General features: G+C 70.1%; 24 protein-coding genes. 7 read left to right on the top strand and 17 right to left on the bottom strand.

Features of this window, described 5'->3' with window-relative positions; translation table 11 throughout:
* Positions 1-72 precede the first annotated feature (72 nt).
* The 3 genes from ACNFOC_RS00355 to ACNFOC_RS00345 are packed head-to-tail and all read left to right on the top strand — an operon-like array spanning position 73 to position 2,793.
* Positions 73-1,197 carry an acyl-CoA dehydrogenase family protein gene (locus ACNFOC_RS00355; protein WP_416955330.1) on the top strand — a complete coding sequence of 375 codons (1,125 nt, stop codon included), beginning with the start codon at positions 73-75 and terminating at the stop codon, positions 1,195-1,197.
* Between the two features lie 23 nt (positions 1,198-1,220).
* A complete protein-coding gene (locus ACNFOC_RS00350) occupies positions 1,221-1,985 on the top strand; it encodes an SDR family NAD(P)-dependent oxidoreductase (protein ID WP_416955329.1) in 765 nt (254 codons plus the stop codon).
* 49 nt (positions 1,986-2,034) lie between these two features.
* Positions 2,035-2,793 (top strand): SDR family NAD(P)-dependent oxidoreductase, encoded by a 759-nt coding sequence (locus tag ACNFOC_RS00345; protein WP_416955327.1) that lies wholly within the window; start codon positions 2,035-2,037, stop codon positions 2,791-2,793.
* Positions 2,794-2,823: 30 nt separating this feature from the next.
* On the opposite strand, the gene ACNFOC_RS00340 is transcribed toward ACNFOC_RS00345, so the two are convergent.
* Positions 2,824-3,489: a TetR/AcrR family transcriptional regulator gene (locus ACNFOC_RS00340; RefSeq protein WP_416955325.1), complete on the bottom strand. Its 666-nt coding sequence runs from the start codon at positions 3,487-3,489 to the stop codon at positions 2,824-2,826.
* A 206-nt stretch (positions 3,490-3,695) separates the two neighbouring features.
* On the opposite strand from ACNFOC_RS00340, the gene ACNFOC_RS00335 reads away from it, so the two are divergent.
* On the top strand, positions 3,696-4,925 hold the full coding sequence (locus ACNFOC_RS00335) for a prolyl oligopeptidase family serine peptidase (protein ID WP_416955323.1): 1,230 nt from the start codon (positions 3,696-3,698) through the stop codon (positions 4,923-4,925).
* Between the two features lie 7 nt (positions 4,926-4,932).
* On the opposite strand, the gene ACNFOC_RS00330 is transcribed toward ACNFOC_RS00335, so the two are convergent.
* A complete protein-coding gene (locus tag ACNFOC_RS00330; RefSeq protein ID WP_416955321.1) occupies positions 4,933-5,451 on the bottom strand; it encodes a proline dehydrogenase in 519 nt (172 codons plus the stop codon).
* Positions 5,452-5,570: 119 nt separating this feature from the next.
* Between ACNFOC_RS00330 and ACNFOC_RS00325 the strand changes: the two genes are divergently transcribed.
* Positions 5,571-6,266, top strand: coding sequence for a hypothetical protein (locus ACNFOC_RS00325; protein ID WP_416955319.1), 696 nt, complete (start codon positions 5,571-5,573; stop codon positions 6,264-6,266).
* Between the two features lie 69 nt (positions 6,267-6,335).
* Here the strand turns inward: ACNFOC_RS00325 and ACNFOC_RS00320 are convergent, their stop codons facing one another.
* A complete protein-coding gene (locus ACNFOC_RS00320; protein WP_416955419.1) occupies positions 6,336-7,001 on the bottom strand; it encodes a TetR/AcrR family transcriptional regulator in 666 nt (221 codons plus the stop codon).
* A gap of 121 nt (positions 7,002-7,122) precedes the next feature.
* On the opposite strand from ACNFOC_RS00320, the gene ACNFOC_RS00315 reads away from it, so the two are divergent.
* On the top strand, positions 7,123-7,551 hold the full coding sequence (locus tag ACNFOC_RS00315) for a nitroreductase family deazaflavin-dependent oxidoreductase (RefSeq protein WP_416955317.1): 429 nt from the start codon (positions 7,123-7,125) through the stop codon (positions 7,549-7,551).
* Between the two features lie 10 nt (positions 7,552-7,561).
* On the opposite strand, the gene ACNFOC_RS00310 is transcribed toward ACNFOC_RS00315, so the two are convergent.
* The 9 genes from ACNFOC_RS00310 to mftA all read right to left on the bottom strand — a co-directional run bounded on the left by ACNFOC_RS00310 (position 7,562) and on the right by mftA (position 15,217).
* On the bottom strand, positions 7,562-8,302 hold the full coding sequence (locus ACNFOC_RS00310) for a hypothetical protein (protein WP_416955315.1): 741 nt from the start codon (positions 8,300-8,302) through the stop codon (positions 7,562-7,564).
* Between the two features lie 50 nt (positions 8,303-8,352).
* Positions 8,353-8,871, bottom strand: coding sequence for a flavin reductase family protein (locus ACNFOC_RS00305; protein WP_416955313.1), 519 nt, complete (start codon positions 8,869-8,871; stop codon positions 8,353-8,355).
* 40 nt (positions 8,872-8,911) lie between these two features.
* The gene (locus tag ACNFOC_RS00300) at positions 8,912-10,093 is read right to left on the bottom strand and encodes an acyl-CoA dehydrogenase family protein (protein WP_416955311.1); all 1,182 of its coding nucleotides are present in this window, start codon (positions 10,091-10,093) and stop codon (positions 8,912-8,914) included.
* A gap of 120 nt (positions 10,094-10,213) precedes the next feature.
* Positions 10,214-11,599 (bottom strand): mycofactocin biosynthesis glycosyltransferase MftF, encoded by a 1,386-nt coding sequence (gene mftF, locus ACNFOC_RS00295; RefSeq protein ID WP_416955309.1) that lies wholly within the window; start codon positions 11,597-11,599, stop codon positions 10,214-10,216.
* The gene (mftE, locus tag ACNFOC_RS00290; protein ID WP_416955307.1) at positions 11,596-12,357 is read right to left on the bottom strand and encodes a mycofactocin biosynthesis peptidyl-dipeptidase MftE; all 762 of its coding nucleotides are present in this window, start codon (positions 12,355-12,357) and stop codon (positions 11,596-11,598) included. The genes mftF and mftE overlap by 4 nt, the downstream gene beginning before the upstream one ends.
* A gap of 5 nt (positions 12,358-12,362) precedes the next feature.
* A complete protein-coding gene (mftD, locus tag ACNFOC_RS00285) occupies positions 12,363-13,553 on the bottom strand; it encodes a pre-mycofactocin synthase MftD (RefSeq protein ID WP_416955305.1) in 1,191 nt (396 codons plus the stop codon).
* 30 nt (positions 13,554-13,583) lie between these two features.
* Positions 13,584-14,798, bottom strand: a complete 1,215-nt coding sequence (gene mftC / locus ACNFOC_RS00280; protein ID WP_416955303.1) for a mycofactocin radical SAM maturase — start codon at positions 14,796-14,798, stop codon at positions 13,584-13,586.
* The gene (gene mftB / locus ACNFOC_RS00275) at positions 14,795-15,070 is read right to left on the bottom strand and encodes a mycofactocin biosynthesis chaperone MftB (protein WP_416955301.1); all 276 of its coding nucleotides are present in this window, start codon (positions 15,068-15,070) and stop codon (positions 14,795-14,797) included. The genes mftC and mftB overlap by 4 nt, the downstream gene beginning before the upstream one ends.
* Before the next feature lie 9 nt (positions 15,071-15,079).
* Positions 15,080-15,217, bottom strand: coding sequence for a mycofactocin precursor MftA (gene mftA, locus ACNFOC_RS00270; RefSeq protein ID WP_365302456.1), 138 nt, complete (start codon positions 15,215-15,217; stop codon positions 15,080-15,082).
* A gap of 135 nt (positions 15,218-15,352) precedes the next feature.
* Here mftA and mftG point away from each other — a divergent pair, with 135 nt between their 5' ends.
* The gene (gene mftG, locus ACNFOC_RS00265; protein WP_416955299.1) at positions 15,353-16,897 is read left to right on the top strand and encodes a mycofactocin dehydrogenase MftG; all 1,545 of its coding nucleotides are present in this window, start codon (positions 15,353-15,355) and stop codon (positions 16,895-16,897) included.
* A 6-nt stretch (positions 16,898-16,903) separates the two neighbouring features.
* Here the strand turns inward: mftG and mftR are convergent, their stop codons facing one another.
* The 5 genes from mftR to ACNFOC_RS00240 all read right to left on the bottom strand — a co-directional run bounded on the left by mftR (position 16,904) and on the right by ACNFOC_RS00240 (position 20,161).
* The gene (gene mftR, locus ACNFOC_RS00260) at positions 16,904-17,524 is read right to left on the bottom strand and encodes a mycofactocin system transcriptional regulator MftR (RefSeq protein ID WP_416955297.1); all 621 of its coding nucleotides are present in this window, start codon (positions 17,522-17,524) and stop codon (positions 16,904-16,906) included.
* A gap of 8 nt (positions 17,525-17,532) precedes the next feature.
* Entirely contained in the window at positions 17,533-18,903 is a 1,371-nt protein-coding gene (locus tag ACNFOC_RS00255; RefSeq protein ID WP_416955295.1) for a hypothetical protein, read from the bottom strand.
* Between the two features lie 73 nt (positions 18,904-18,976).
* Positions 18,977-19,450, bottom strand: a complete 474-nt coding sequence (locus ACNFOC_RS00250; RefSeq protein ID WP_416955293.1) for a hypothetical protein — start codon at positions 19,448-19,450, stop codon at positions 18,977-18,979.
* Position 19,451: 1 nt separating this feature from the next.
* Positions 19,452-19,742, bottom strand: a complete 291-nt coding sequence (locus ACNFOC_RS00245; protein ID WP_416955291.1) for a hypothetical protein — start codon at positions 19,740-19,742, stop codon at positions 19,452-19,454.
* Positions 19,739-20,161, bottom strand: a complete 423-nt coding sequence (locus ACNFOC_RS00240; protein WP_416955289.1) for a hypothetical protein — start codon at positions 20,159-20,161, stop codon at positions 19,739-19,741. The genes ACNFOC_RS00245 and ACNFOC_RS00240 overlap by 4 nt, the downstream gene beginning before the upstream one ends.
* Positions 20,162-20,280: the final 119 nt, after the last annotated feature.

Here is a 20,280-nt window from a genome sequence, read left to right as displayed (position 1 = left end):
ATCTCCTAAAAGAGGATACCTTCTTCATGCCGTGGATCTGCCGTCGATCTGCCGTGGAACGGGTGGTGGCTGGTGAACTTCGAGCTCAGCGAGGAGCAGGCCATGCTGCGCGAGGCCTCTCGCGACCTGCTGGCCGACCGGGCCCCGATCGCCCTCGTCCGAGCCTCGATGGACCGCTCCGAGGACGTCGACCCCGAATTGTGGCGGCTGACCTCCGACCTCGGCTGGCCCGGCCTTGCCCTGCCCGAGGAGTACGGCGGGTCCGGCCAGGGACTGGTCGAACTCGCCCTGGTAGCCGAGGAGATCGGGCGCGCGCTGGGCCGGGGCCCGTTCCTGCCGACAGCGGTCGTCGGCCGGGCGATCGCCTACGGCGGTTCCGAACGGCTGCGCGGCGAGGTGCTGCCCGCGCTCGCCGCCGGAGAGGGCTGGGCCACCTGGGCCTTCGCCGAACCGCACGCACCCTGGACCCTCGACGGGATCCGCGCGACCGCCCGCACGGATGGGGACGGGGCCGTCCTGGACGGCGTGAAGACCGTGGTGCAGGACGCCGGCGGCGCTCGCTGGCTGCTGGTCAGCGCACGCCACGAGGGCGAACCGGCGTCCTTCCTCGTCGACCGCGCGGCCCCCGGTGTCACCGTCCGGCGTCAGCGCGTCCTGGATCCGACCCGCGCGTTCCACGAGGTCCGCCTGGACGCCGTACGCGTTCCGCTCGACGCCCGTCTCGACGGCGGGCCGGCCGACATCCAGGCCCTGCTCGACGAGGCATCCGTCCTACGGTGCGCCGACGCGCTCGGCGTGATGGAGCGGATGCTGGAAATGACCGTGGAACACACCACGAGCCGGGTGCAGTTCGGGCGGCCGATCGGCGCTTTCCAGGCCGTCAAGCACGCCTGCGCCGACATGGCACTGCTCGTGCACGGCACCCGTGCCGCGACGTACTACGCGGCGATGGCCGCCGACGCGGGTACCGACGACGCCGCCCGCGCGGCCTGTGCCGCCGCCGCCTACGCCACCGCCGGTACCGGTGAAGTCGCCGCCAGGGCACTGCAGTTGCACGGCGGCATCGGCTTCACCTGGGAGCACGACCTCCATCTCCACCTGCGCCGGGCCAGGGCCGACCGGGTGCTCCACGGGGACACGGCCGTCCACCGCGACCGGCTCTGCACCCTCCTCCAGCGGTCTTCCGCGTCCGCCTGAGCCGAGCGAAAGGGAATCGACCGATGGAGATCAAGGGCAAGAAGGCCGTGGTGTTCGGCGGTGCCTCCGGAATGGGGCGCGCCAGCGCCGAGTTGCTCGCGGCGCGCGGCGCCGACGTCGTCGTACTCGATCGTCCCGCGTCGGCCGGTGCGGAGGTCGCGGCCGCGCTGGGCGGGCGTTTCCAGCCCGTCGACGTCACCGACTTCGAGGCGACGGAGAGTGCGCTGGCCACCGCCGTCGAATCGCTCGGCGGACTGCACGTATCGATCACAACTGCGGGCGGCGGTACGGCGAAGCGGACACTCGGCAGGAGCGGGCCGCACGACCTCGACACCTTCCGCCGGGTCCTCGACCTCAACACCGTCGCGACCTTCAACGTCAGCCGGCTCGCCGCCTCGCACATGAGCCGCAACGAGCCCGAGGACCCGGACGGCGAGCGCGGCGTCATCATCAACACGTCGTCGATCGCCGCCTTCGAGGGGCAGGTCGGGCAGGTCGCCTACGGGGCCGCCAAGGCCGCCATCGCCGGGATGTGCCTCACCATGGCGCGCGATCTCGGCTCACTCGGCATCCGCGTCCTGGCCATCGCGCCCAGTCTGTTCGACACGGGCGCCGTCGAGAAGATCCCGGACGAGGCGCGGGCGGTCCTGGTCAGGGACGCGGCGTTCCCCAAACGCCTGGGCCGCCCCGAGGAGTACGCGAAGCTCGCGCTCGCCATCGTCGACAACCCGATGCTGAACGGCCAGTGCCTGCGGCTCGACGCGGGACAGCGGTTCGGCCCCAAGTGACCGGTGCGGGGCGCCGGTTGGAACCAGGACGACGACGGGAGCATCCGTAATGCCGGAACAGGACGAGCACCACGGCAAGGTCGCGTTCATCACCGGGGGCGGGCGCGGGTTCGGCAAGGCGTTCGGCGCGGCTCTGTCGGCGCGGGGTGCGCACGTCGTGCTCGCGGACATCGACGCAGCCGCGGCGGAGGCCGCCGCCGCCGAACTCACCGCCGCGGGCGGCAGCGTGACGGGGGTGGCCTGTGACGTCGCCGACGAGGCCGCGGTCGAGGCGGTCGTCGGCGAGGTCGCCGAACGGCACGGCGGCCTGGACATCCTGGTCAACAACGCGGGCCTGCACGCCGCTTACAACCGGCCGTTCACCGAACTCGGCCTCGCCAACGTGCGACGCGTCCTCGACGTGAACGTGATGGGCGTCGTCATCTGCTCCCTCGCGGCACAGAAAGCCATGCGGGGCCGCGCCGGTGCCGCCATCGTCAACATCTCCTCGTCGGCGGCCTACGCGAACCGCAGCATCTACGGCGTCTCCAAACTCGCCGTACGCGGACTGACCGTGTCCTTCGCGCGCGAGTTCGCCGCCGACGGCATCCGCGTCAACGCGATCGCCCCGGGCCTGATCTTCACCGACACGGTCCGGGCCGAACTGTCCGAGGCCGAGGCGAAGCGGGTGCTGGGCGAGCAGATCCTCCAACGGGAGGGCGAGGAACGGGACATCGTCGAGGCGCTGCTGTATCTGGTCTCGTCGAAGGCCTCGTTCATCACGGGTGAGACGTTGCGGGTGACGGGCGGGTTCGCGCTCTCGGTCTAGTGCCTCAGGACGCGTCCGCGCCGACCGGTCTCAGAGACGGGGCGGCTTCTCCTCTGCGGGATCCGGGGCCACTCCGATGCCGCGGAACACGGGGGCCGGGGGCAGCGGTTCCGTCCCGTCCGGCTGGGTGCGCATGCCGTCCAGCAGCAGGCGCAGGTAGCGCCGCCACAGGTCGGGGTCTCCGGTCTGGTCGGTGACCGCGGCCACCATCAGCTGGATCATCGGAAGATCCAGGTGCTCCATGTCCGGGCGCAGCGCCCCCTGCTCCTTGGCGCGCTCGATCAGCGGATCGAGCAGGGGCTTGATCCGCCGGTCGACGACAGCGTGCCGCTGGGCCGCCTTGCCGGTGCCGAGCATGACCTCGCGCAACCCCCGGTCGTGTGCCTGGAGTTCGCACACCTTCTCCAGGCTGGACGCCAGTCCGTGCCACGGATCGGGATCGGCGGCGGCCTCCCGGGCGGACGCCTCGACCTGGTCGATCATGTCCTCGAAGACCGCGTCGACCAGTTCCTCCTTGTTGGAGAAGTGCCGGTAGGCCGTCCCCACACCGAGGCCCGCGTGGCGGGCGACGTCGTCGAGAGTCGCGGCCAGACCCCGGTCGCGGAACACCTCGCGGGCGGCGGTCATCAGGCGGCGGCGGTTCAGCTCGGCGTCGCGCCGCAGCGGCGGTCTGCCGTGTTCAGCGGGCTCCGCCATACCAGTCGTCACGCCTTCCGGATGATGTCGGATCTTCCAGCTCATCGTACCGGCGCGAGCTGGGCACCCCTTGATCAGGTTCGCCCCGGCACGATCACCCCCTGGAATCTAAACGGAGATTACATCTCCGTTTGATGTTACGGTGGCGGAGACAAACCGGAGATGCGATCTCCGTTTACCACCTCGTGCCGGCTGGAGAAGAAGACATGGACATGCGCGGAGAGAAGACAGCGCCTCAAGGGAAGGCGCGGGCAGGCTGGTGGAGGGGCGGAGCCGCCGTCACGGTCACCATCACCGCGGGGCTGGCCCTGGTCGCCTGCTCCTCGGGCGGCACAAGCTCGGCCGGCGGTACAGCCGGCCCCAGCGCGAAGACGGCCGCCTGCCCCACGGGCACGGCCAACGCCACCGCCGGGGCCGGCGCCGGAACGCCCGCGGGGACGCCCACCGGAATGCCGTCGGGCAACGCGGGAGGCATCGCCCTGGCCAAGACCATCAAGAAGTCGGACACCGGCACCAGCACGGTGATCGACCCCAAGGGTGCGCAGATCCGATGCGCCACCTCCGGGATCACCACCACGCACGACATCACGTACGCCTCGCCGACCACCGACGGCAAGAAGAGCGACCTGAAGCTGGACATCCAGGTACCCACGTCCACATCGGGAAAGAAGCCCCTGGTCATCTACCTGACCGGCGGTGGCTTCGTCATGGCGGACCGCACCGCCAACCTGAATCAGCGCACCTACGTGGCAGACCAGGGCTACGTCGTGGCCAGCGTCCAGTACCGCACCACCAAGGACGGCGCCACGTACAAGGACGCCGTCGCCGATGTGAAGTCCGCGATCCGGTACCTCCGCGCCAACGCGGACAAGTACTCCATCGACGCCGATCAGGTCGCCGTATGGGGGCAGTCTGCGGGCGGCTACCTGGCGGCGATGACCGGCGCCACCAACGGCGAGAAGTCCTTCGACGTCGGCGACAACCTCGACCAGAGCAGTGAAGTCCAGGGCGTGGTCGACGAGTTCGGCCCGGCCGACCTCTCCAAGCTCGCGGCCGACTACGACACGGCGGCCCAGAAGGCCAACTACGCGGCGGGCAACAGCGCCGCCCAATGGGTCTACGGCCCCGGCACCAAGAAGTCGGTCGCGAACCGCACCAGCGAGGTCGCGGCCGCCGACCCGGCCACCCACATCAGCTCCAGGACCGCGCCCTTCGTCATCTTCCACGGCAGCGCCGACAACCTGGTCTCACCCAGCGAAACCCTGAACCTCCACACGGCACTGCGCGCCAAGGGAATCGACAGCACCCGCTACGTCCTCACCGGCGCCGGCCACGGCGACCTGTCCTTCACCGGCGACACCACGGCCTCCCTGCCCTGGTCCACCCAGGAGACGATGGGCCACATCGTCGACTTCCTGGGCCGGCACCTCAAGTAGCCACGGATCAGGCGGCGTTGCCGATGACACCACGGGCCGCGACCCGGAAGGCCCTCACTTCCTGGTAGAGGATGCGCTCCCGCTCGGCGGCAAGGGTCACGTCCTCGGTCTTGCGGGTGACGTCCCCGACGCGAGCGTTGTCGGCCATCCGCCGCATGACCTCGGAGAGCCCGCTGGAGGCGTCGGCGACTCGTTCGGTGACTTCCACGAGGGAGGCCGGTCCTTCGAGGATCACGACCTCGGCGGCGCGGTGGACCTCGCGGGCAAGGGCGATGAAGCGATGTATCTTCTCATCGACATCGGGCAGTTCGGGTTCGTCCGAACGCAGTGCGTCGAGTACGGCGTCCATGGCGATGTCGCGGTCATGGAGCGCGCCGAGGTAACCGGCGTAGGCATCGCGGCGATGCTGACGCCGCCACTGATCGTGCTGAGCCCGTGTCTGTGTCCGACCGCTCACGATCGCGGCGCCGAGAGTGGCGACGGAGCCGACAGCGGCACCCAGCAGCGCGGCAAGTCCTGCGTCCATCCGTCCAGTCTGCCGTTGCCGAACACCGCCCCGAAACCTGTCACGGTTCGTCACTCACCGTGCCGCCGGGTCTCCATGTCTGACACAGTGTCCCTTCATCCACACATCAGGGGCGTACCGTGTCCAACTCCGTATTTACGCCACCAGGTCAGCCGTCATGGGCCGCCGGATCACGTCCGAAGAAGAAGCGCGACTGGAAGCTCGTCGGTGGAGTCACCGCAGGCATTCTCGTCATCGGCGGCCTCGGAACCGCTTGCGACAACACCACCGGCGCAGGCGGAAGTTCAACAGCCACAGCCACCGCCGGGAGCAGCGACGCCAAGACCGGAGGCAGCCCCAAGACCGTCCCCGACTTCATCGGCATGGGCCTTCAGTCCGCGCAGGACGCGGCGCAGAAGCAGGGTTTCTACAGCCTCAAGTCCCACGACTCGCTCGGCCGTGACCGGCACCAGATCCTCGACCGGGACTGGAAGGTCTGCTCCCAGAACGTGAAGGCCGGTACGACCACGTCCACGGACACCCAACTGGACTTCGGCGCCGTGAAGTCGGACGAGACCTGCCCGGCGAAGGACCGGTCCACGCCCACCGCGGCCGGCGGAACGATGCCGGACTTCAAGGGGAAGTCGGTGAACACCGCCCGCGACGCGCTCCGCTCCGGCACCTCGATCACGGTCAAGGACGCCTCCGGCAAAGGGCGTTACATCCTCCTGGAGTCGAACTGGCAGGTGTGCTCGGAGAAGCCGCCCGCCGGGACGAAGCTGAATGGGCAGCCGGTGGAGTTCTCCGCGGTGAAGTTCGGGGAGTCCTGCCCATGAGCGGTACGGCAGTCACCCGAACGGGTCGCCGGCTTACCGCAACTCAACTCCCTTGCTCACCTGCCCGGTTCAGGACTCATCGCCGCAACTGGCAGGCCGTACACCGTAGTCGGCGAAGCCGCGCGTGAGCAGGGTGAAGGCCTCCGCTCCGTACGCACGGACGTCGGCGGCGAGCCGGTCGATCGCCTCGTCGGCCAGGACACGTCTCCGTACGAGGTCGATGAGAGCGCGATGGACACCCATCAGGGCGTTCGCGGCCACGTACGCGGTGACGGCCCCGCCGGGACCCGCGCTCTCCTCGGCGGCGAGCCGTGCGGCCAGTGCGGCTGTCGCGTCGGCGATCGCCTGCTGTTCGCGGGCGCGGAGCGTCGGGCTGTCCGCGACCATGCGATTGACCGTCCGCAGTCGCACGACCGCCTCGCCCTCCCCGGCCTCGACCTGGGCGAGGAGCCCGGCCGGTTCGGTGAGGAAGTTCCGTACGGCGTCCAGGACCGGCTCGCCCGGGGGCCGGGAGTCGACGGCCGCGACCAGGCGTTCCCCGAAGCCTTCGAGCCGGGAGTAGAGCAGGTCCTCTTTGCGCGGGAAGTAGTTGAAGACGGTGGCCTCGGAGACGTACGCCTCGCGGGCGATCTCGGCGACCCGCACGGCGTCGAACCCCCGGTCGGCGAACAGCCGCCAGGCGGTGTCCGCGATCAGTGTCCGCGTCTGCTCCTTCTTCGACTCGCGAAGCCCCATCGTCACCTCTGTCCGAACCTCCGTCTCGGGGAGACAAAGCACCTAGGGTGACCCTATATTTGAGGTCACCCTATAAATCGTATCAGCACGTTCCGCATCAGCACCTTCCCGAGGAGGTTCCATGACAGCGTCCAGCGCTCCTTACCTCCGCCCGCCCTGGGGAGCACGGGTCATCGGCAACCGCATGGCCAAGCTCTTCGCGCGGTCGGTACTGAGCACGCTGAGCGTCCGCGGCCGTACCAGCGGGCGCTGGCGGAGTGTGCCGGTGGCCGTCCTCGATCACGACGGGGAGCGTTACCTCATCGCGCCCCGCGGCAACACCGAGTGGTCCCGCAACCTGCGCGCCGCGAACGGCGGACGACTGCAACGCGGGGGCCGGGTCGAGGAGTTCGAGGCGGTCGAGGTGCCGGCCGGCGAGCGTCCGCCGCTGATCGCCGTCTACCTCGAACAGTTCGGCCGCTTCCCGACCGTGGCCGAGACCTTCCGCCAACTCCCCGACCCCGCCGACCATCCCACGTTCCGCATCGTCGGCTCCCGCGGGCTCCGCTGACGGCGGGCCGCTAGGCGCTCGCCAGTTCGGAAGGTGCCGCTTCCTCCGCCGCCTCCTCCTCTTCGGATTTCACGGCGCGCAACAGCACGATCGGCGTGGCGATCTTCCAGACGAAGTACACCACTGTGGGAAGCACGTTCGCGAGAAGTCCGTTCCAGGCGAACGGGCCGGTCTTCGTGAGGAAGACGAAGGCGCCCGGGATGAGCAGAACTCCGAGCACCAGATTGAGATAGCCGAACCAGCGGGGGAACACTGGCTTGGCACGGTTGTCGACGAGTGCCGCGTACCCGATCGACCAGACCTGGAGGACGAATATGCAGGCATTGCCCACCAGCATCAGCCAGTAGATGTCCGACATCGCGTAGAGCACGTCGGGCGAGTGGCTCTCCGGTCGGTAGGCCGCTGCCGCGAGTATCGCGATCGGAAAGAAGAAGCCGATCGGCGCGACGACGCCGGTGAGCAGCTGGACCATGGACAGCAGGCCCCACCCGCCCTCGATACGGCGCATCTGCATGCTGGTCACGACGACGAACGGGTACTCGAACGGGACCACGAGGACCATGATCGCGGCGCAGGCGAGGATCCCGGTCTGATGGTCGGTGAGGAATTCGACAACGCCTTGGGCATTCGTCGTCGGGTCCATCGGCGTGATGAGATGGCCGACGGAGAAAGCGACGGCGAACCCCAGCAACAGCACAAATCCGCACCACGCGGAGATGCGTTCCAATCTGAAGTGCAGGTCTTTTCGCATCAACGGATCTCCTTTGATCTCGCGATCGCGCGGCTCGATTTCGTTCCCTGCTACCAGCCGACGAGCCTGTCCAGCAGCAGCGTCGTGCTCGACAGATAGTCGCCGTAACCACCGCGGAAGAAGAGCAGTGGGGTCTTCATCGACTCGACGCGGAGTGTGCGGACGCGGCCGACGACGAGTTGGTGGTCGCCGAGTTCGACGATTTTCTCGACCGTGCAGTCGACCCACGCGACAATTCCGTCCAGGACGGGATTGCCTAGCGGGGATTCCTGCCAGTCGGCGCCCTCGAAGCGATTCGGCCCGCCGGCCATCTGCCGGGAGAGGCGTTCCTGATTGCCCGCGAGCGCGTTGGCGCAGAATCGCCCGGCCGTCCGGATCGTCGGCAGGGTGTTGGATGAACCGTCCACCAGGAAGGACACCAGCGGCGGTTCCAGGGAGACGGACATGAAGGTTCCGACGATCATTCCCCGGGGTTGCCGGTCGGCGTCCGTCGTGGTGATGGCGACCACGCTCGTGGGGAAGTGCCCCAGCACCTCACGGAAAGAGCGTCCCTCGACCGCGTCCGTCACGGCCCCTCCTTGTTCTCCCGGGTTCATTCTTGACGAGCCGTCAGATCAGGACGCGCATCGCTTCGGGCAGCTCAAGTCCCATCTGAGCCAACGCGTTGGCGTGGTACGCGGATCCGGGGACGTGGATCATGTGCTGGAGTCCCACGTGTGCGTCCCGCCAGAACCGCTGCATCGGGTTGTCGCGCCGGATCGCGTTGCCGCCGGACCGCACGAAGATCTCGTCCAGGGCGGAGACGGCACGCCACGCGCAACGGACCTGGTTCCGGCGGACGTTCGACCGGTCCTCGATGGACACGGGCTTTCCGGCCTCGACCTGGTCGTACAACCGGCTGATGCCGTCGATCAGTTGGACCCGTGAGGCGGCGATCTCCGCGGCGGCCTCTCCGGCGGCGTACAGCACATAGGGGTCGTCGCGTACCTGGACGCCGGTCACGGCGACCCGATCGCGCTGCTGGGACAGATGGAGGGCCAGCGCGCCCTCGCAGATGCCGATGACCGCGGCGGTGATCCCGAGGGGGAACATGGAACTGAAGGGCAGCTTGTAGAGGGTGTCGGTGAGTCCGACCGCCTCGGCGGCGCTGCCCTCCTGGACGGCCTCCTGCTTGATCGTGCGGTAGGCGGGGATGAACGCCTTGTCGACGACGACGTCCTTGCTGCCGGTGCCCGCCAGGCCGATCACGTCCCAGGTGCCGTCGATGATCTCGTAGTCCGAGCGCGGCAGTACGACATGGAGCACGGAGATCGGGCCGGCCGGCCTGCCCTTGCCGTCGCCGACGAGCGCGCCGAGGAAGTCCCAGTCGCAGTGGTCGCTTCCGGAGGAGAAGGGCCAGCGTCCGCTGAGGACGTATCCGCCGTCCACGGGGTCGGCGATGCCGTTCGGCATGTACGGCGAGGCGATCCAGGTGTCCGGGTTCTCGTCCCACACCTCGTGCGCGAGCCGGGGGTCCAACTGGGCCAGTTCCCACGGGTGTACGCCGACGACACCGCACACCCAGCCCGCGGCCCCGTCGTGCCGTGCGACGGCCATCACCGCTTCCGCGAAGTCCCGGGGGTGGGCGCTGTGGCCGCCGAACTCCTTGGGCTGCAGGAGTCGGATCACGCCTGCCGCGCGGAGCAGTTCGACGGTCCGGTCGCTCAACTTGCCCAGTTTCTCGTTCTCTTCGGCGAGTGCGGCCAGTTCGGACCCGAGATCCTCGACACGGTTGACCACTTCATGCGTCACGCCGCACACCTCCTGCTGACTGATACCTCGCAAGTGCCGCACACGCGCGGCGGGATGATCCCAGTGTCATTTCCGGGCCGATCACCCGCTGAGCGCTTTCCGCTGACCGGGACAGAGGGATCAGCGAGTAACACGAGGCCGCAGGGCCGCTGTGGAACGCCCCTTCACGGCGGACAGCCACACGCCGGCTCCGTAGGCGAGATCGTCGAGGCGACGCGCGACGCCGTAGCGGACGGGATCGAGACGGGCCTGGTCGCGCCGGTATTCGAGGGCGATATCGACCAGCGCGGCCACCGTCGCCGCCCTGCGCACGCGGCGGGACGCCACGCAGCCCACTACCGTGAGCGGCCACCAGTGCCGGTTGAACAGGGCCGAGGTCTGGGCCAGAGCGGCCAGCGCCCCATTGGCCGTGAGCCGCGCGGCCAGCCGGTGCGGGTGCTGGATGCCGTCCATTTTCCGGCCGATCCTCAGGGTGACGCCCACGAGGACGGCCCCCGCGACGGGCACCGACCACCTGCGCTGGGCGAGCAGCGCGGTGAGGAGTGCCACGCTCCAGGGGGCGAACACGACCGGGGCGATGAACCGCGGGTGGCGTTCGGCGAGGGGCTGCGCGCCGGTGCCGTAGACGGCCTTGCGCAGCAGCCAGTCGTCGAGCCGCGCCCGGTGTTCGTGTGCCGCCTCGGCGGTCGGCTCGTAGCGCAGCCGCCGGCCCTGTCCGATCAGCCGCCAGCACAGGTCGACGTCCTCGCCGACCCGCATCCGCTCGTCGAAGCCCTCCTTCAGGGCGTCCACCCGCGCGACGACGCAGGCCGAGGACGCCCACGAGACGGGGCTGCCGGGTCGTACTCCGGCCGGATGAGCACCCAGGTCGAGGGAGGAGCGGGCGTTCTCGTACCGCTCGACCCAGGTCGGAGCGGGCGAGGGCAGCCCGGTGATGCGGGGTACGGCCATGGCGACGGCCGGGTCGGCGAAGTGCCGGAGGAGGGTGGGCACGGTGTCGGGGGCGAGCACGATGTCGGAGTCGGCGAACACCACGAAGGGGGTCGTGACGAGCCGGAGTCCGGCGTTGCGGGCGCCGGCCGGTCCGATGTTCGTGGTCAGGGCGACCAGCGTGGCTCCGTGTTCCGCCGCGACAGCGGCGACGGCCTTCGGGCGCCGTGACGCGTCGTCGACCACGATCACGGGGTGGTTGCCGCCGACACTGCCGAGCAGGCGGGCGAGTTGGCGTGGCCGGTCGCGGACCGGCACGACAACCGTGCAGCGGGGGTCGGTGGGCGGGGGCAGCGAGGCGACGACCGGATTGGCCATGCCGAGGTCCAGCAGCCGGTCCGCGAGAAGCGAGCTCGCCGCGTCCCGCACCCGCAACGTCCGCCCGGTGAAGAGCCGTCGGGCCCGCGGGGTCAGCCGGATCAGCCGGGTCGGGAAGCCGCCGACGAAGGCCCGGCCGCCGTCGACGATGCGGGTGTGCCGGTCGAGTTCGACCAGGAAGCCGACGGGCAGCGTCATGGCCGTATCACCTGCTGGTCCAACTGCCGTGACGTGAGCGGGCGTTCGGGCTCGGCGAGCCGGCCCCGGTCGTCCACGGTCCAGGCGGTGATCCGGCGGACGGCGGCCGACACCATCGCGTCCGTCGCCCTGCGTCCCTCCGCCGCCGAGGCGCCGGTCGGGTCGCCGAGGACGCCGGAGGGGGAGACGGCGCGGACGCCGTGAGCCATCAACTCCGGGAGCAGGAGCGCCAATGGCCGTGTGTCGCCGACGACCGCGCACTCCAATCGCACTCGCTCCGGGGCCAGATGGAGCATCACCGAGGTCTCGGTCCGGCCTGCGTGCGCGTCACCTCCGGGGACGGCACAGCCGGTCGAGGCCACGTGGTGGCCTTCGGTGCGCAGCAGGCGGAGGGCGGTGTCGAGGGTGGCGGTGTTGCCGCCGTGGCCGTTGACCACGACGATCCGTCCGGCCCACAGCGACAGCGAGCGCACCGCCTCCACCAGCACGGCACACAGCGCTTCGTGGCCGATCGAGACGGTGCCGGGGAAACCCGCGTGCTCGCCGCTCGCGCCGTAGGGAAGTGTCGGTGCAACTAGCGTCCCGGGGAGGGCAGTTGCCGCGCGCCGGACGACGGCCTCGGCGATGACGCTGTCCGTGTCGAGCGGTAGATGCGGGCCGTGCTGTTCGGTGGACCCGATGGGCAGCAGGACCAGAGCGTCGGGCGGAACGTCCGGCCAGGCGGTGTGGGCGAGTTCGGTCGCCGAGTCGTTTCGCACCGTGCTCAGGCGGCCGGGGCGTCGCGGCCCAGGACGAGGGGGAAGCCCGGGGGTACGACCAGGTCGTCGGGCGTCAACTCGTGGACGGAGGAATGTCCGAGGCCCAGCACCGCCGAGTCGAGACCGCTGCGCAGGATGTCCAGGACGTTCTCGACGCCGGCCTGTCCGTTCGCCGCCAGGCCCCAGAGATAGGCGCGCCCGATCAGGACGGCGCGGGCGCCCAGCGCGAGGGCCTTGGCCACGTCTCCGCCCCGCCGCACACCGCCGTCGAGGAGCACTTCGATCTGCGCGCCGACCGCGTCCGCTATCGCCGGGAGGACCCGGATGGTGGCGGGGGTGGTGTCGAGGTTGTTGCCGCCGTGGTTGGAGACGGACAGGGCGGACACTCCGGCGTCGACGGCCCGCCTGGCGTCGTCGACACGGGTGACTCCCTTGAGCAGGAAGGGCCCTCCCCACTCCTTGCGCAGCCACGCCACGTCCTCCCAGGTCGGGGGTGTGGTCTGCATCCACTCGCCGTAGGCGCCGAAGAAGGTGGGTGCCTCGCCGCCCGGGGGCCGCAGGTTGGGGACCGAAAGGTCGGGCAGGCGGCGGGACTTGGCGAACCGGAGCAGCCAGCCGGGGTGGGGCAGCACGTCGGGCGCGAACCTCAGCATGGTCTTCAGGTCGAGCTTGTCCGGGATGCTCGGGCTCCCCCAGTCCCGGCCGTGGGAGAAGGACCAGTCGAGAGTGACGATGAGCGCCTTGGCACCGGCCTCCCTGGCCCGGTCCATGCGCTGCGTCATCGTCGCCCGCGTGCCGCTCCAGTACAGCTGGTAGAAGAAGTCCGGCTGAGCGGCGGCGACTTCCTCGACCGGCTTGCTCGCAAAGGAACTCAGGCCCATGACGACACCCCTGCTCGCCGCCGCCCGGGCGACGGCGACCTCGCCCTCGGGGTCCACGGCCTGCACACCGGTCGGCGAGATGAGCACCGGGAGCGAGGTGGGTACCCCGAGCACGGTCGTGGACAGGTCGCGCTCCGCGTGGTGGCCGACGACCCTGGGCGCGAAGCCCAGTTCGGCGAACGCGGCCGTGTTGGCGTCGATCGTACGACCGCGCTCCGAGCCCGCGACGAGCGCTCCGTACACCGTGCTCGGCAGGCGTCTCTTCGCCCGGCGCTGTGCTTCGGCGACCGTCTCGAACCAGGGGTTCCTGCCCATGTGCCGCGTCCCTTCGTCTGAACTCTTCCGCTACGGCCGGCCGAGGCGCAGTCCGGCCAAGGGGTCCTCGGCGCACGCGCCGACCGGGGGCCGTTCCAGGTCCCGGCGTCGGGTGAGGACGAGGTCCACAGGTCGTCGCCGGGAGTGGTCGGCGGACGGCTTGGGGAGGTCCGCACCGCCCTCGGCACGCTTGGCGAGCTGCTGTTCGCCGTACCCCTGCACGCACTCGGGGTCGGGGCCGTCCAAGGGCAGTCCGGTGAAGAACTTGGCGGCCATGCAGCCGCCCTTGCAGGTGTCGTAGAACGCGCAGGACGCGCAGGCTCCGCCGTGCTGCGGGGTGCGCAGTCGCGCGAACAGTTCCGAGCCGCGCCACACCTCGGTGAAGCCGCCGGGTGCGCGGACGTTGCCGGCGAGGAACTCGTCGTGGATGGCGAAGGGGCAGGCGTAGACGTCGCCGACCGGGTCGATCAGGCAGACGACCCGTCCGGCACCGCACAGGTTGAGGCCGGGGAGCGCTTCGCCGTAGGCGGAGAGGTGGAAGAAGGAGTCTCCGGTCAGGACCTTGTCGCCGTGGGCCAACAGCCAGTCGTACAGCTCGCGTTGCTGTGCCGCGGTCGGGTGGAGGTCGTCCCAGACGTCGGCTCCGCGACCGGAGGGGCGCAGCCGGGTCAGACGGAGTTGGGCGCCGTAGTGGTCGGCGAGGTCCTTGAACTCGTCCAGTTGGGGGATGTTGTGGCGGGTGCAGACCACGGAGAGCTTGAAGTTGCGCATGTCGGCGGCGGCGAGGTTCTCCATCGCCCGCAGCGCCGTCGCGTACGAACCGACGCCGCGTACCGCGTCGTTGACGTCGGCGGTCGCGCCGTCGAGGGAGATCTGGACGTCCACGTAGTCGTTGGCGGCGAGCCGTCGAGCCGCCTCGGGCGTGATGCGGACCCCGTTGGTGGAGAACTTCACGCCGACGTGGTGGGCGGTGGCGTAGTCGAGGAGTTCCCAGAAGTCGGCGCGGACAGTGGGCTCTCCGCCGCCGATGTTGACGTAGAAGACCTGCATGGCCTCCAACTCATCGATGACCGCCTTGGCTTCGGCGGTGGTCAGCTCGCGCGGGTCGCGGCGGCCGGAGCTGGAGAGGCAGTGGGTGCAGGCCAGGTTGCAGGCGTAGGTCAGTTCCCAGGTGAGGCAGATCGGCGCGTCGAGTCCGGACTCGAAGAAGTCGACCAGCCGTGTGGTGCCGGCTGTGGCGGTCATGAGGTCCTTCCGACGAGCATCGACGACTCGGCGAGCGCGGCCAACGCCTTGCCGTAGCGCGGCAGTTCGGCCTCCTCGACGCCGGCCGCCAGGCAGGCGTCACGGGCCGTGGGGGCGTCCGCGAGCAACTCGACGACGGCGAGCAGTCTGCGGTCCTTGAGGAACGTCAGTCTGCGGGTCCCGAAGTGGTAGAGGAGCGCGCCGAACGGTTCCGGTCGCACCGAGACCTGGGGGTGCAGACCGAGGGCGCGGTCGAGGGCCGGCGCGGTCACGCGGGCGGCCTAGTAGACACCGCACATACCGTCGATGGAGATCTCCTCGATGAGGTCGTCGGCCTCGATCAACTGCTGTTCCGTGACGGGTTCTTCGGCCTGGTTCTCGTTGGCCGGGACGGTCGGTGGGGACTGGAGCTCGTTCATGCGACTCTCCCTGGGCATCCGGCTGGGCATCCGGGCGACTGCGCGGTCGACAGTAATGGCACTCGGTGCCGAAAGTGAAGAGGGAGCGGCCATGATTCTTTCGACCGATCGGTCCACACCGGTTCCGGGCTCCGGTTGAGCCGCCCGGATGTCGTCGTCGTGGGGGCGGGAGGCAGCGGCGCGCCGCTCGCCGCACGGCTCAGCGAGGACTCCGACCGCACCGTGCTGGTGCTGGAGGCGGGTCCCGTGCCGCGTCAACAGGCGGCCTTCGCAACGGAGTTGCTGGACGCGCGCTTCGTCCCGGGCGCGCAGCCCGGGCATCCCGCCGTCCAGCCGTACGCGGTCCGTCTCACGCCGCGGCGGCCGTACACGGTCGTGCGGGGGCGCTTTCTCGGTGGGTCGACCACGGTCAACGGCGGCTACTTCGTACGGGCTCGGCGCGCGGACTTCGAGCGCTGGTCGGCCGTAGGGGGCGCCGCCTGGTCGTACGACCGGGTGCTTCCGTTGCTGCGCTCGCTGGAGTCCGATCTCGACCACGGCGCCGACGAGGTGCACGGTGACGGGGGTCCGGTGCGGATCCGGCGGGCGGGTCTACGGCACCCTGCCGCCGTGGCGTTCCGGTCGGCAGCGCGGGAGTCGGGGTATCCCGAGGAGCCCGACAAGAACGCCCAGGGGGCTCCCGGGTTCGGGCCCGTGCCGTCCAACTCCGTGGACGGGATACGCGTCAACACCGGTGTCGGCTATCTGCTGGACGCACTCGACCGCCCCAACCTCACCGTGGAGGGCGGCAGTTCGATGACCGGAGTCGTCATCGAGCGAGGCCGGGCGACCGGCGTGATCGTCGAGCGTGACGGGCGTCGTACGACTCTGGAGTGCGGTGAGGTCGTGCTGTGCGCCGGGGCGTTCCGCTCCCCCCAGCTGCTGCATCTGTCGGGCATCGGACCTGGCGACGAGTTGCGGCGCCTGGGCATTGCGGTGGCCGTGAACTCCCCCGCCGTAGGAGCCCGGTTCGGCGACCATCCGCAGCTGGTGCTGGAGTGGCGGCCCCGGCTGCCGATGCCCGGACCCGCGGACTCCTGGCTCGGCGGCTGCCTCCACCTGTCCTCGTCGGACGGCGACCACCCCGGCGATCTGGAGATCCTCCAGTCACTCGTCCCCATGGCCGGCCTGGTCGGCGGAACGATGACCGTGCCCGGCGCACCGCTCGCGTTTCTGGCGGCCGTCCAGTCGCCCCGGCTCAGCGGCCGGCTGCGCACGTGTTCCGTGGACGCGGCCACTCCCCCGAGGATCGACTACGGCTACCTGGCGACCCCCGAGGACCGCCGGCGCCTGCGCGAAGTCGCCCGCGCCACCGCCGCGTTGATCTCCACCGACGCGTTCGAGGAGGTGTCCCGCGGGCTCCTGGAGCCAGGGCCGGAGGTACTGGCGGACGACCGGATGCTCGACCGATGGTGCGAGACGCACCTCGGCACCTCGCACCACACCTGCGGCACGGTTCCCATGGGCCCCGCCGACGATCCGGGATCGGCCGTCGACCCCTACGGGCGCGTGCACGGCGTCGTCGGGCTGCGCGTCGCGGACACGTCGATCCTGCCGACTCCGCCGTTGCGCGGCCCCGCGGCCACCGCCGTCCTCGTCGGCGAACTCGTCGCCGACGCCATGCGCCGTGACCTGCCGTGACCCGGTTCAGGGAAGGGCCGGGGCGGGGCCGTCGAAGCCGGCCGCGAGTTGTCGCAGACCCTGGTCCAACAGATCGCCCAGGACCGCCTGTTCGTCCGCCAGCCAGTGTTCGTACGCGGCGACGCACGCGGCGAGGACGGTGTGGCCGATCAACCGGGGCAGCAGGTCCGAGGACACCCCGCCCGTGCGCCGTGCGGCGAACTCCGTGACCAGTGTCCGCCACGAGGCGTAGCGCACGGTCGAGTCGGCCTGCAACGTCGGGACCCGCAGGATGAGCGCCATGCGCTGCCGGTGCCAGGGCACCGCCGCAGGGTCGAAGCGATTGAACTCGACGACCGCGCCACGCAGCGCGTCCATCATCGGGACGGCCGCGTCGGCCGCCGCCAACAGGCCGTCGAGCTTGACCAGTTCGGCCTCGAAGTCGCCCCACACCAGGTCGTTCTTGGAGGCGAAGTAGCGGAAGAAGGTACGACGGCCGATGCCTGCCGCGGTGGCGATGTCGTCGACGGTCGTCCGGTCGAACCCCTGCCGTGCGAACAGCTCGAAGCCCACCTGCTCCAGTGCGGCCCGCGAGGTCGCGGGCGGCCGGCCCGTTCTGGTCTGTCGCTGTCCGTTCTCACCATCCACAGCGCACATCATGCACAGACGTCCATCAGGATGCCCGCCGCCGCTCTCATCCGGGGCTTGCGCAGATCGAGGACGGGGCCCGGGTTCGAGAGGCCGTGGGCGGCCAGCAGGTTCATCAGGGCCCAGACCGTGTCGGGCCGTTCCGTCAGAAGGAGTTCACGGCCGTCCGGGGTGATGACCTTGGCCGCGGTGATACCCGCGAGGAGGCTGGTGCGACCCCAGTCGACGTCGTACGAGACGCCGTTCGGGCTGACGGTGAGGACGACCTCCTTGGTGCGGTGGAGGACCGTCAGGTAGTCCATCGGTACCGTCAGTCGCCGGGCGGCGTCGAACGGGGGTGTGCCGTCCGCCGGTTGGACGCGCAGGACCGTGTCGAGGACGGGGCCGTGGTCCTGGAAGGTGGTCCGTGCGCGCATCTCCAGGAAGCGGCCACGCACCAGAACACCGCCTCGACGCGACCAGCGTCCGCCGACCGAGCCGAACGCGGCCTTCTCGCCCGGGAGTTGGTCGGCGAGCCGGCGCGCTTCCTCGCCCGGTTCACTCACCGGGGCCTGTTCCTCGGGGACGGCGCGGTCCCGGTCGGCCAGGGCGGCGTAGCGTGTGGCCGTGTGCGGGTCCAGGCGCCGGAGGTCGACCGTGTCGCCGGTCATGGCGACGCCTCCGACCTCCCGCGAGATCCGCATCTGCTGGAGCTGGCGGCCAACTCGCCTTGTCACGTCGGTCGTTCGGCCCTCGAGATCGATCACCCGGTAGGTCCTCGTGCCGGCGAGCAGGTTGCTGCGCGGCCAGTGGGGCGTGACCGTCCGCTGCGCCCCCGGAGCGGCCGAGGCGTCGACGAGGACGACCAGGCGTCCCGCCGTGATCGCCGACAGACACAGGGACGGCACCCGCCACTCCCCCGTCACCTCGAACCCGCCGGTCCCGTCGGCGTCGTGCACCCGCAGCCGGAGCCTGATCAGCGGCGTGAACTCGTCGGGCGTGTAGTTGCCGTAGTGGGTCGTGAAGGTCGACTCGCCGTCAGGGTTGTACCGGACCAATGACGCCTCCAGTACGTCCGCCCGTACCAACTGCGCCTGTGCCGGGCCCTGTTCGGATCGTGGCGCCCACATCACGAAGGTGTCGTCCGGACACGGGAGGTTCCCGCCCTTCACGCGGTCCCTGCGCGTGATCCGGGGAAACGCCTGGCGCGTTGCGGTGACCGCCACGACGGGAATCATGACCGTGCCGCCCAGCCCGAGCGCGATCATCATCGCCGGCCAGTCCCAGCCGGGATGGTCGCTCCAGGCGGAGAACCCGACCAAGAGGAAGAACGGCGCAGCGGAAAGACAGACCGCGACGAACACCAGATTGCCCACGAACACACTCGTATGACTGCGCATGACCCCTTCTCCTCCAGGCACTCGATCTCTATCTGCACACCCGCCTACCTGTGCACCCGCTCTTCGCACTCGCTCACAGTTCGACGCGGAACCGCCCGCCGGACAGGTCCACCACGGCCGCGAGCCTGCGTCCCACGCGCAGGGCGGGATGGTGTGTACGTCTCCAGGTCGTCTCGAACGTCCGCAGCCCAGGCCCGCTGACACGCAGTCCGACCTCGACGCCGGAACTCTCCCCGTCCGACTCGAAGTCGGTCAGGTCGGTGATCTCCGCGGTCGCCGGAACCCCCACGGCGTCCAATCGCCGGTTCTGCTCCCTCTCGACGACCGTGTTACCCCAGAACCCCAGGCCCACGGGAACGAAGACCACCGTGAACACAACGCCCACGATCATGAGGTCCGCGCCGGTGAAGAGGGCGAAGCCCAGCATGACCGGGCCGCACAGAGCCAGCACGGCGGAGATGGCGTACAAGAACACGGCATCCCCCGGGCCGACATGATCGACCAGCCGCATCCGCACCGGCTCGGGACGGGCTCCGCCGTCGCTCATGTCAGGTCTCCGAGCCCTCTGGCCCGCTCTGCTCCAGCAACTCCAGCCGCTCCGCCAGAGCTTGCAGGCCAGCGCGGCGGGACGGGTCGTAGAAGACGGTCTGGCGTCGTCTGTTCGGTCGGGTGCGGATCACCAGCATGCGGCTTCGGCCGGGGCGGAACTCCAGACGGGGCTCCTCCCGGATGTGGTAGCGGCCGGCGTCGATCTCGCCGAACACCTCCAGCACGCGGCCGTCGAAGGAGAGCATCGTGGAATCGGTCAGCGGCACTTCGGAGAACGGGGACCGAGTCACGGTGCCACGCCGTCCCCGGCGTAGAGGTAGCCGCCGGGGTTGGCCGGGTCGGCCACCAGCAGCACCTGGTCGCCGGTGCGGGGGATGCGGAGCTTCGAGACGACGGTCCGCAGGGCGATCCGGTCGGTGCCCCCGGTCGGCTGGACGACCAGGTCGACCACCGGGTCGTGGTTGACCAGTTGGCCGGTGTCGGCGATCGACACGACCACGGCGGTCGTGGTCGGCGCTCCCGCCGCGAGCAACTGCTGCACTCCGAGGCCCGAGTTGTACGCGCCGATCGACTGCTGGACCCTGGCGAAGTCCTCGTTGCCGAGGAACGCGCGAGTCGTACGTCCGTAGAAGCCCTTGCCGCTGGCCACCTGGCCCGCGATCTCGGCGGCCCGCTCCTCGCGGCTCTTGCGACGCCCGAAGATTCCCATGACGGCTGCTCCTTCTGGTCGGGGTGGATTCCCGTGGTTCCCGCTGTCCCCGTGGACGCTAGGCGGCCCCGATCGCCTACCGATCCCAGGTTCGCCCGCCCGATCTCGGACGACGTACC

The sequence above is a fragment of the Streptomyces colwelliae genome (assembly GCF_048158785.1).
Classification (GTDB): Bacteria; Actinomycetota; Actinomycetes; order Streptomycetales; family Streptomycetaceae; genus Streptomyces.
Note: the sequence above shows the minus strand (reverse complement) of the source record. Positions and strands in the feature narration are given on the sequence as shown.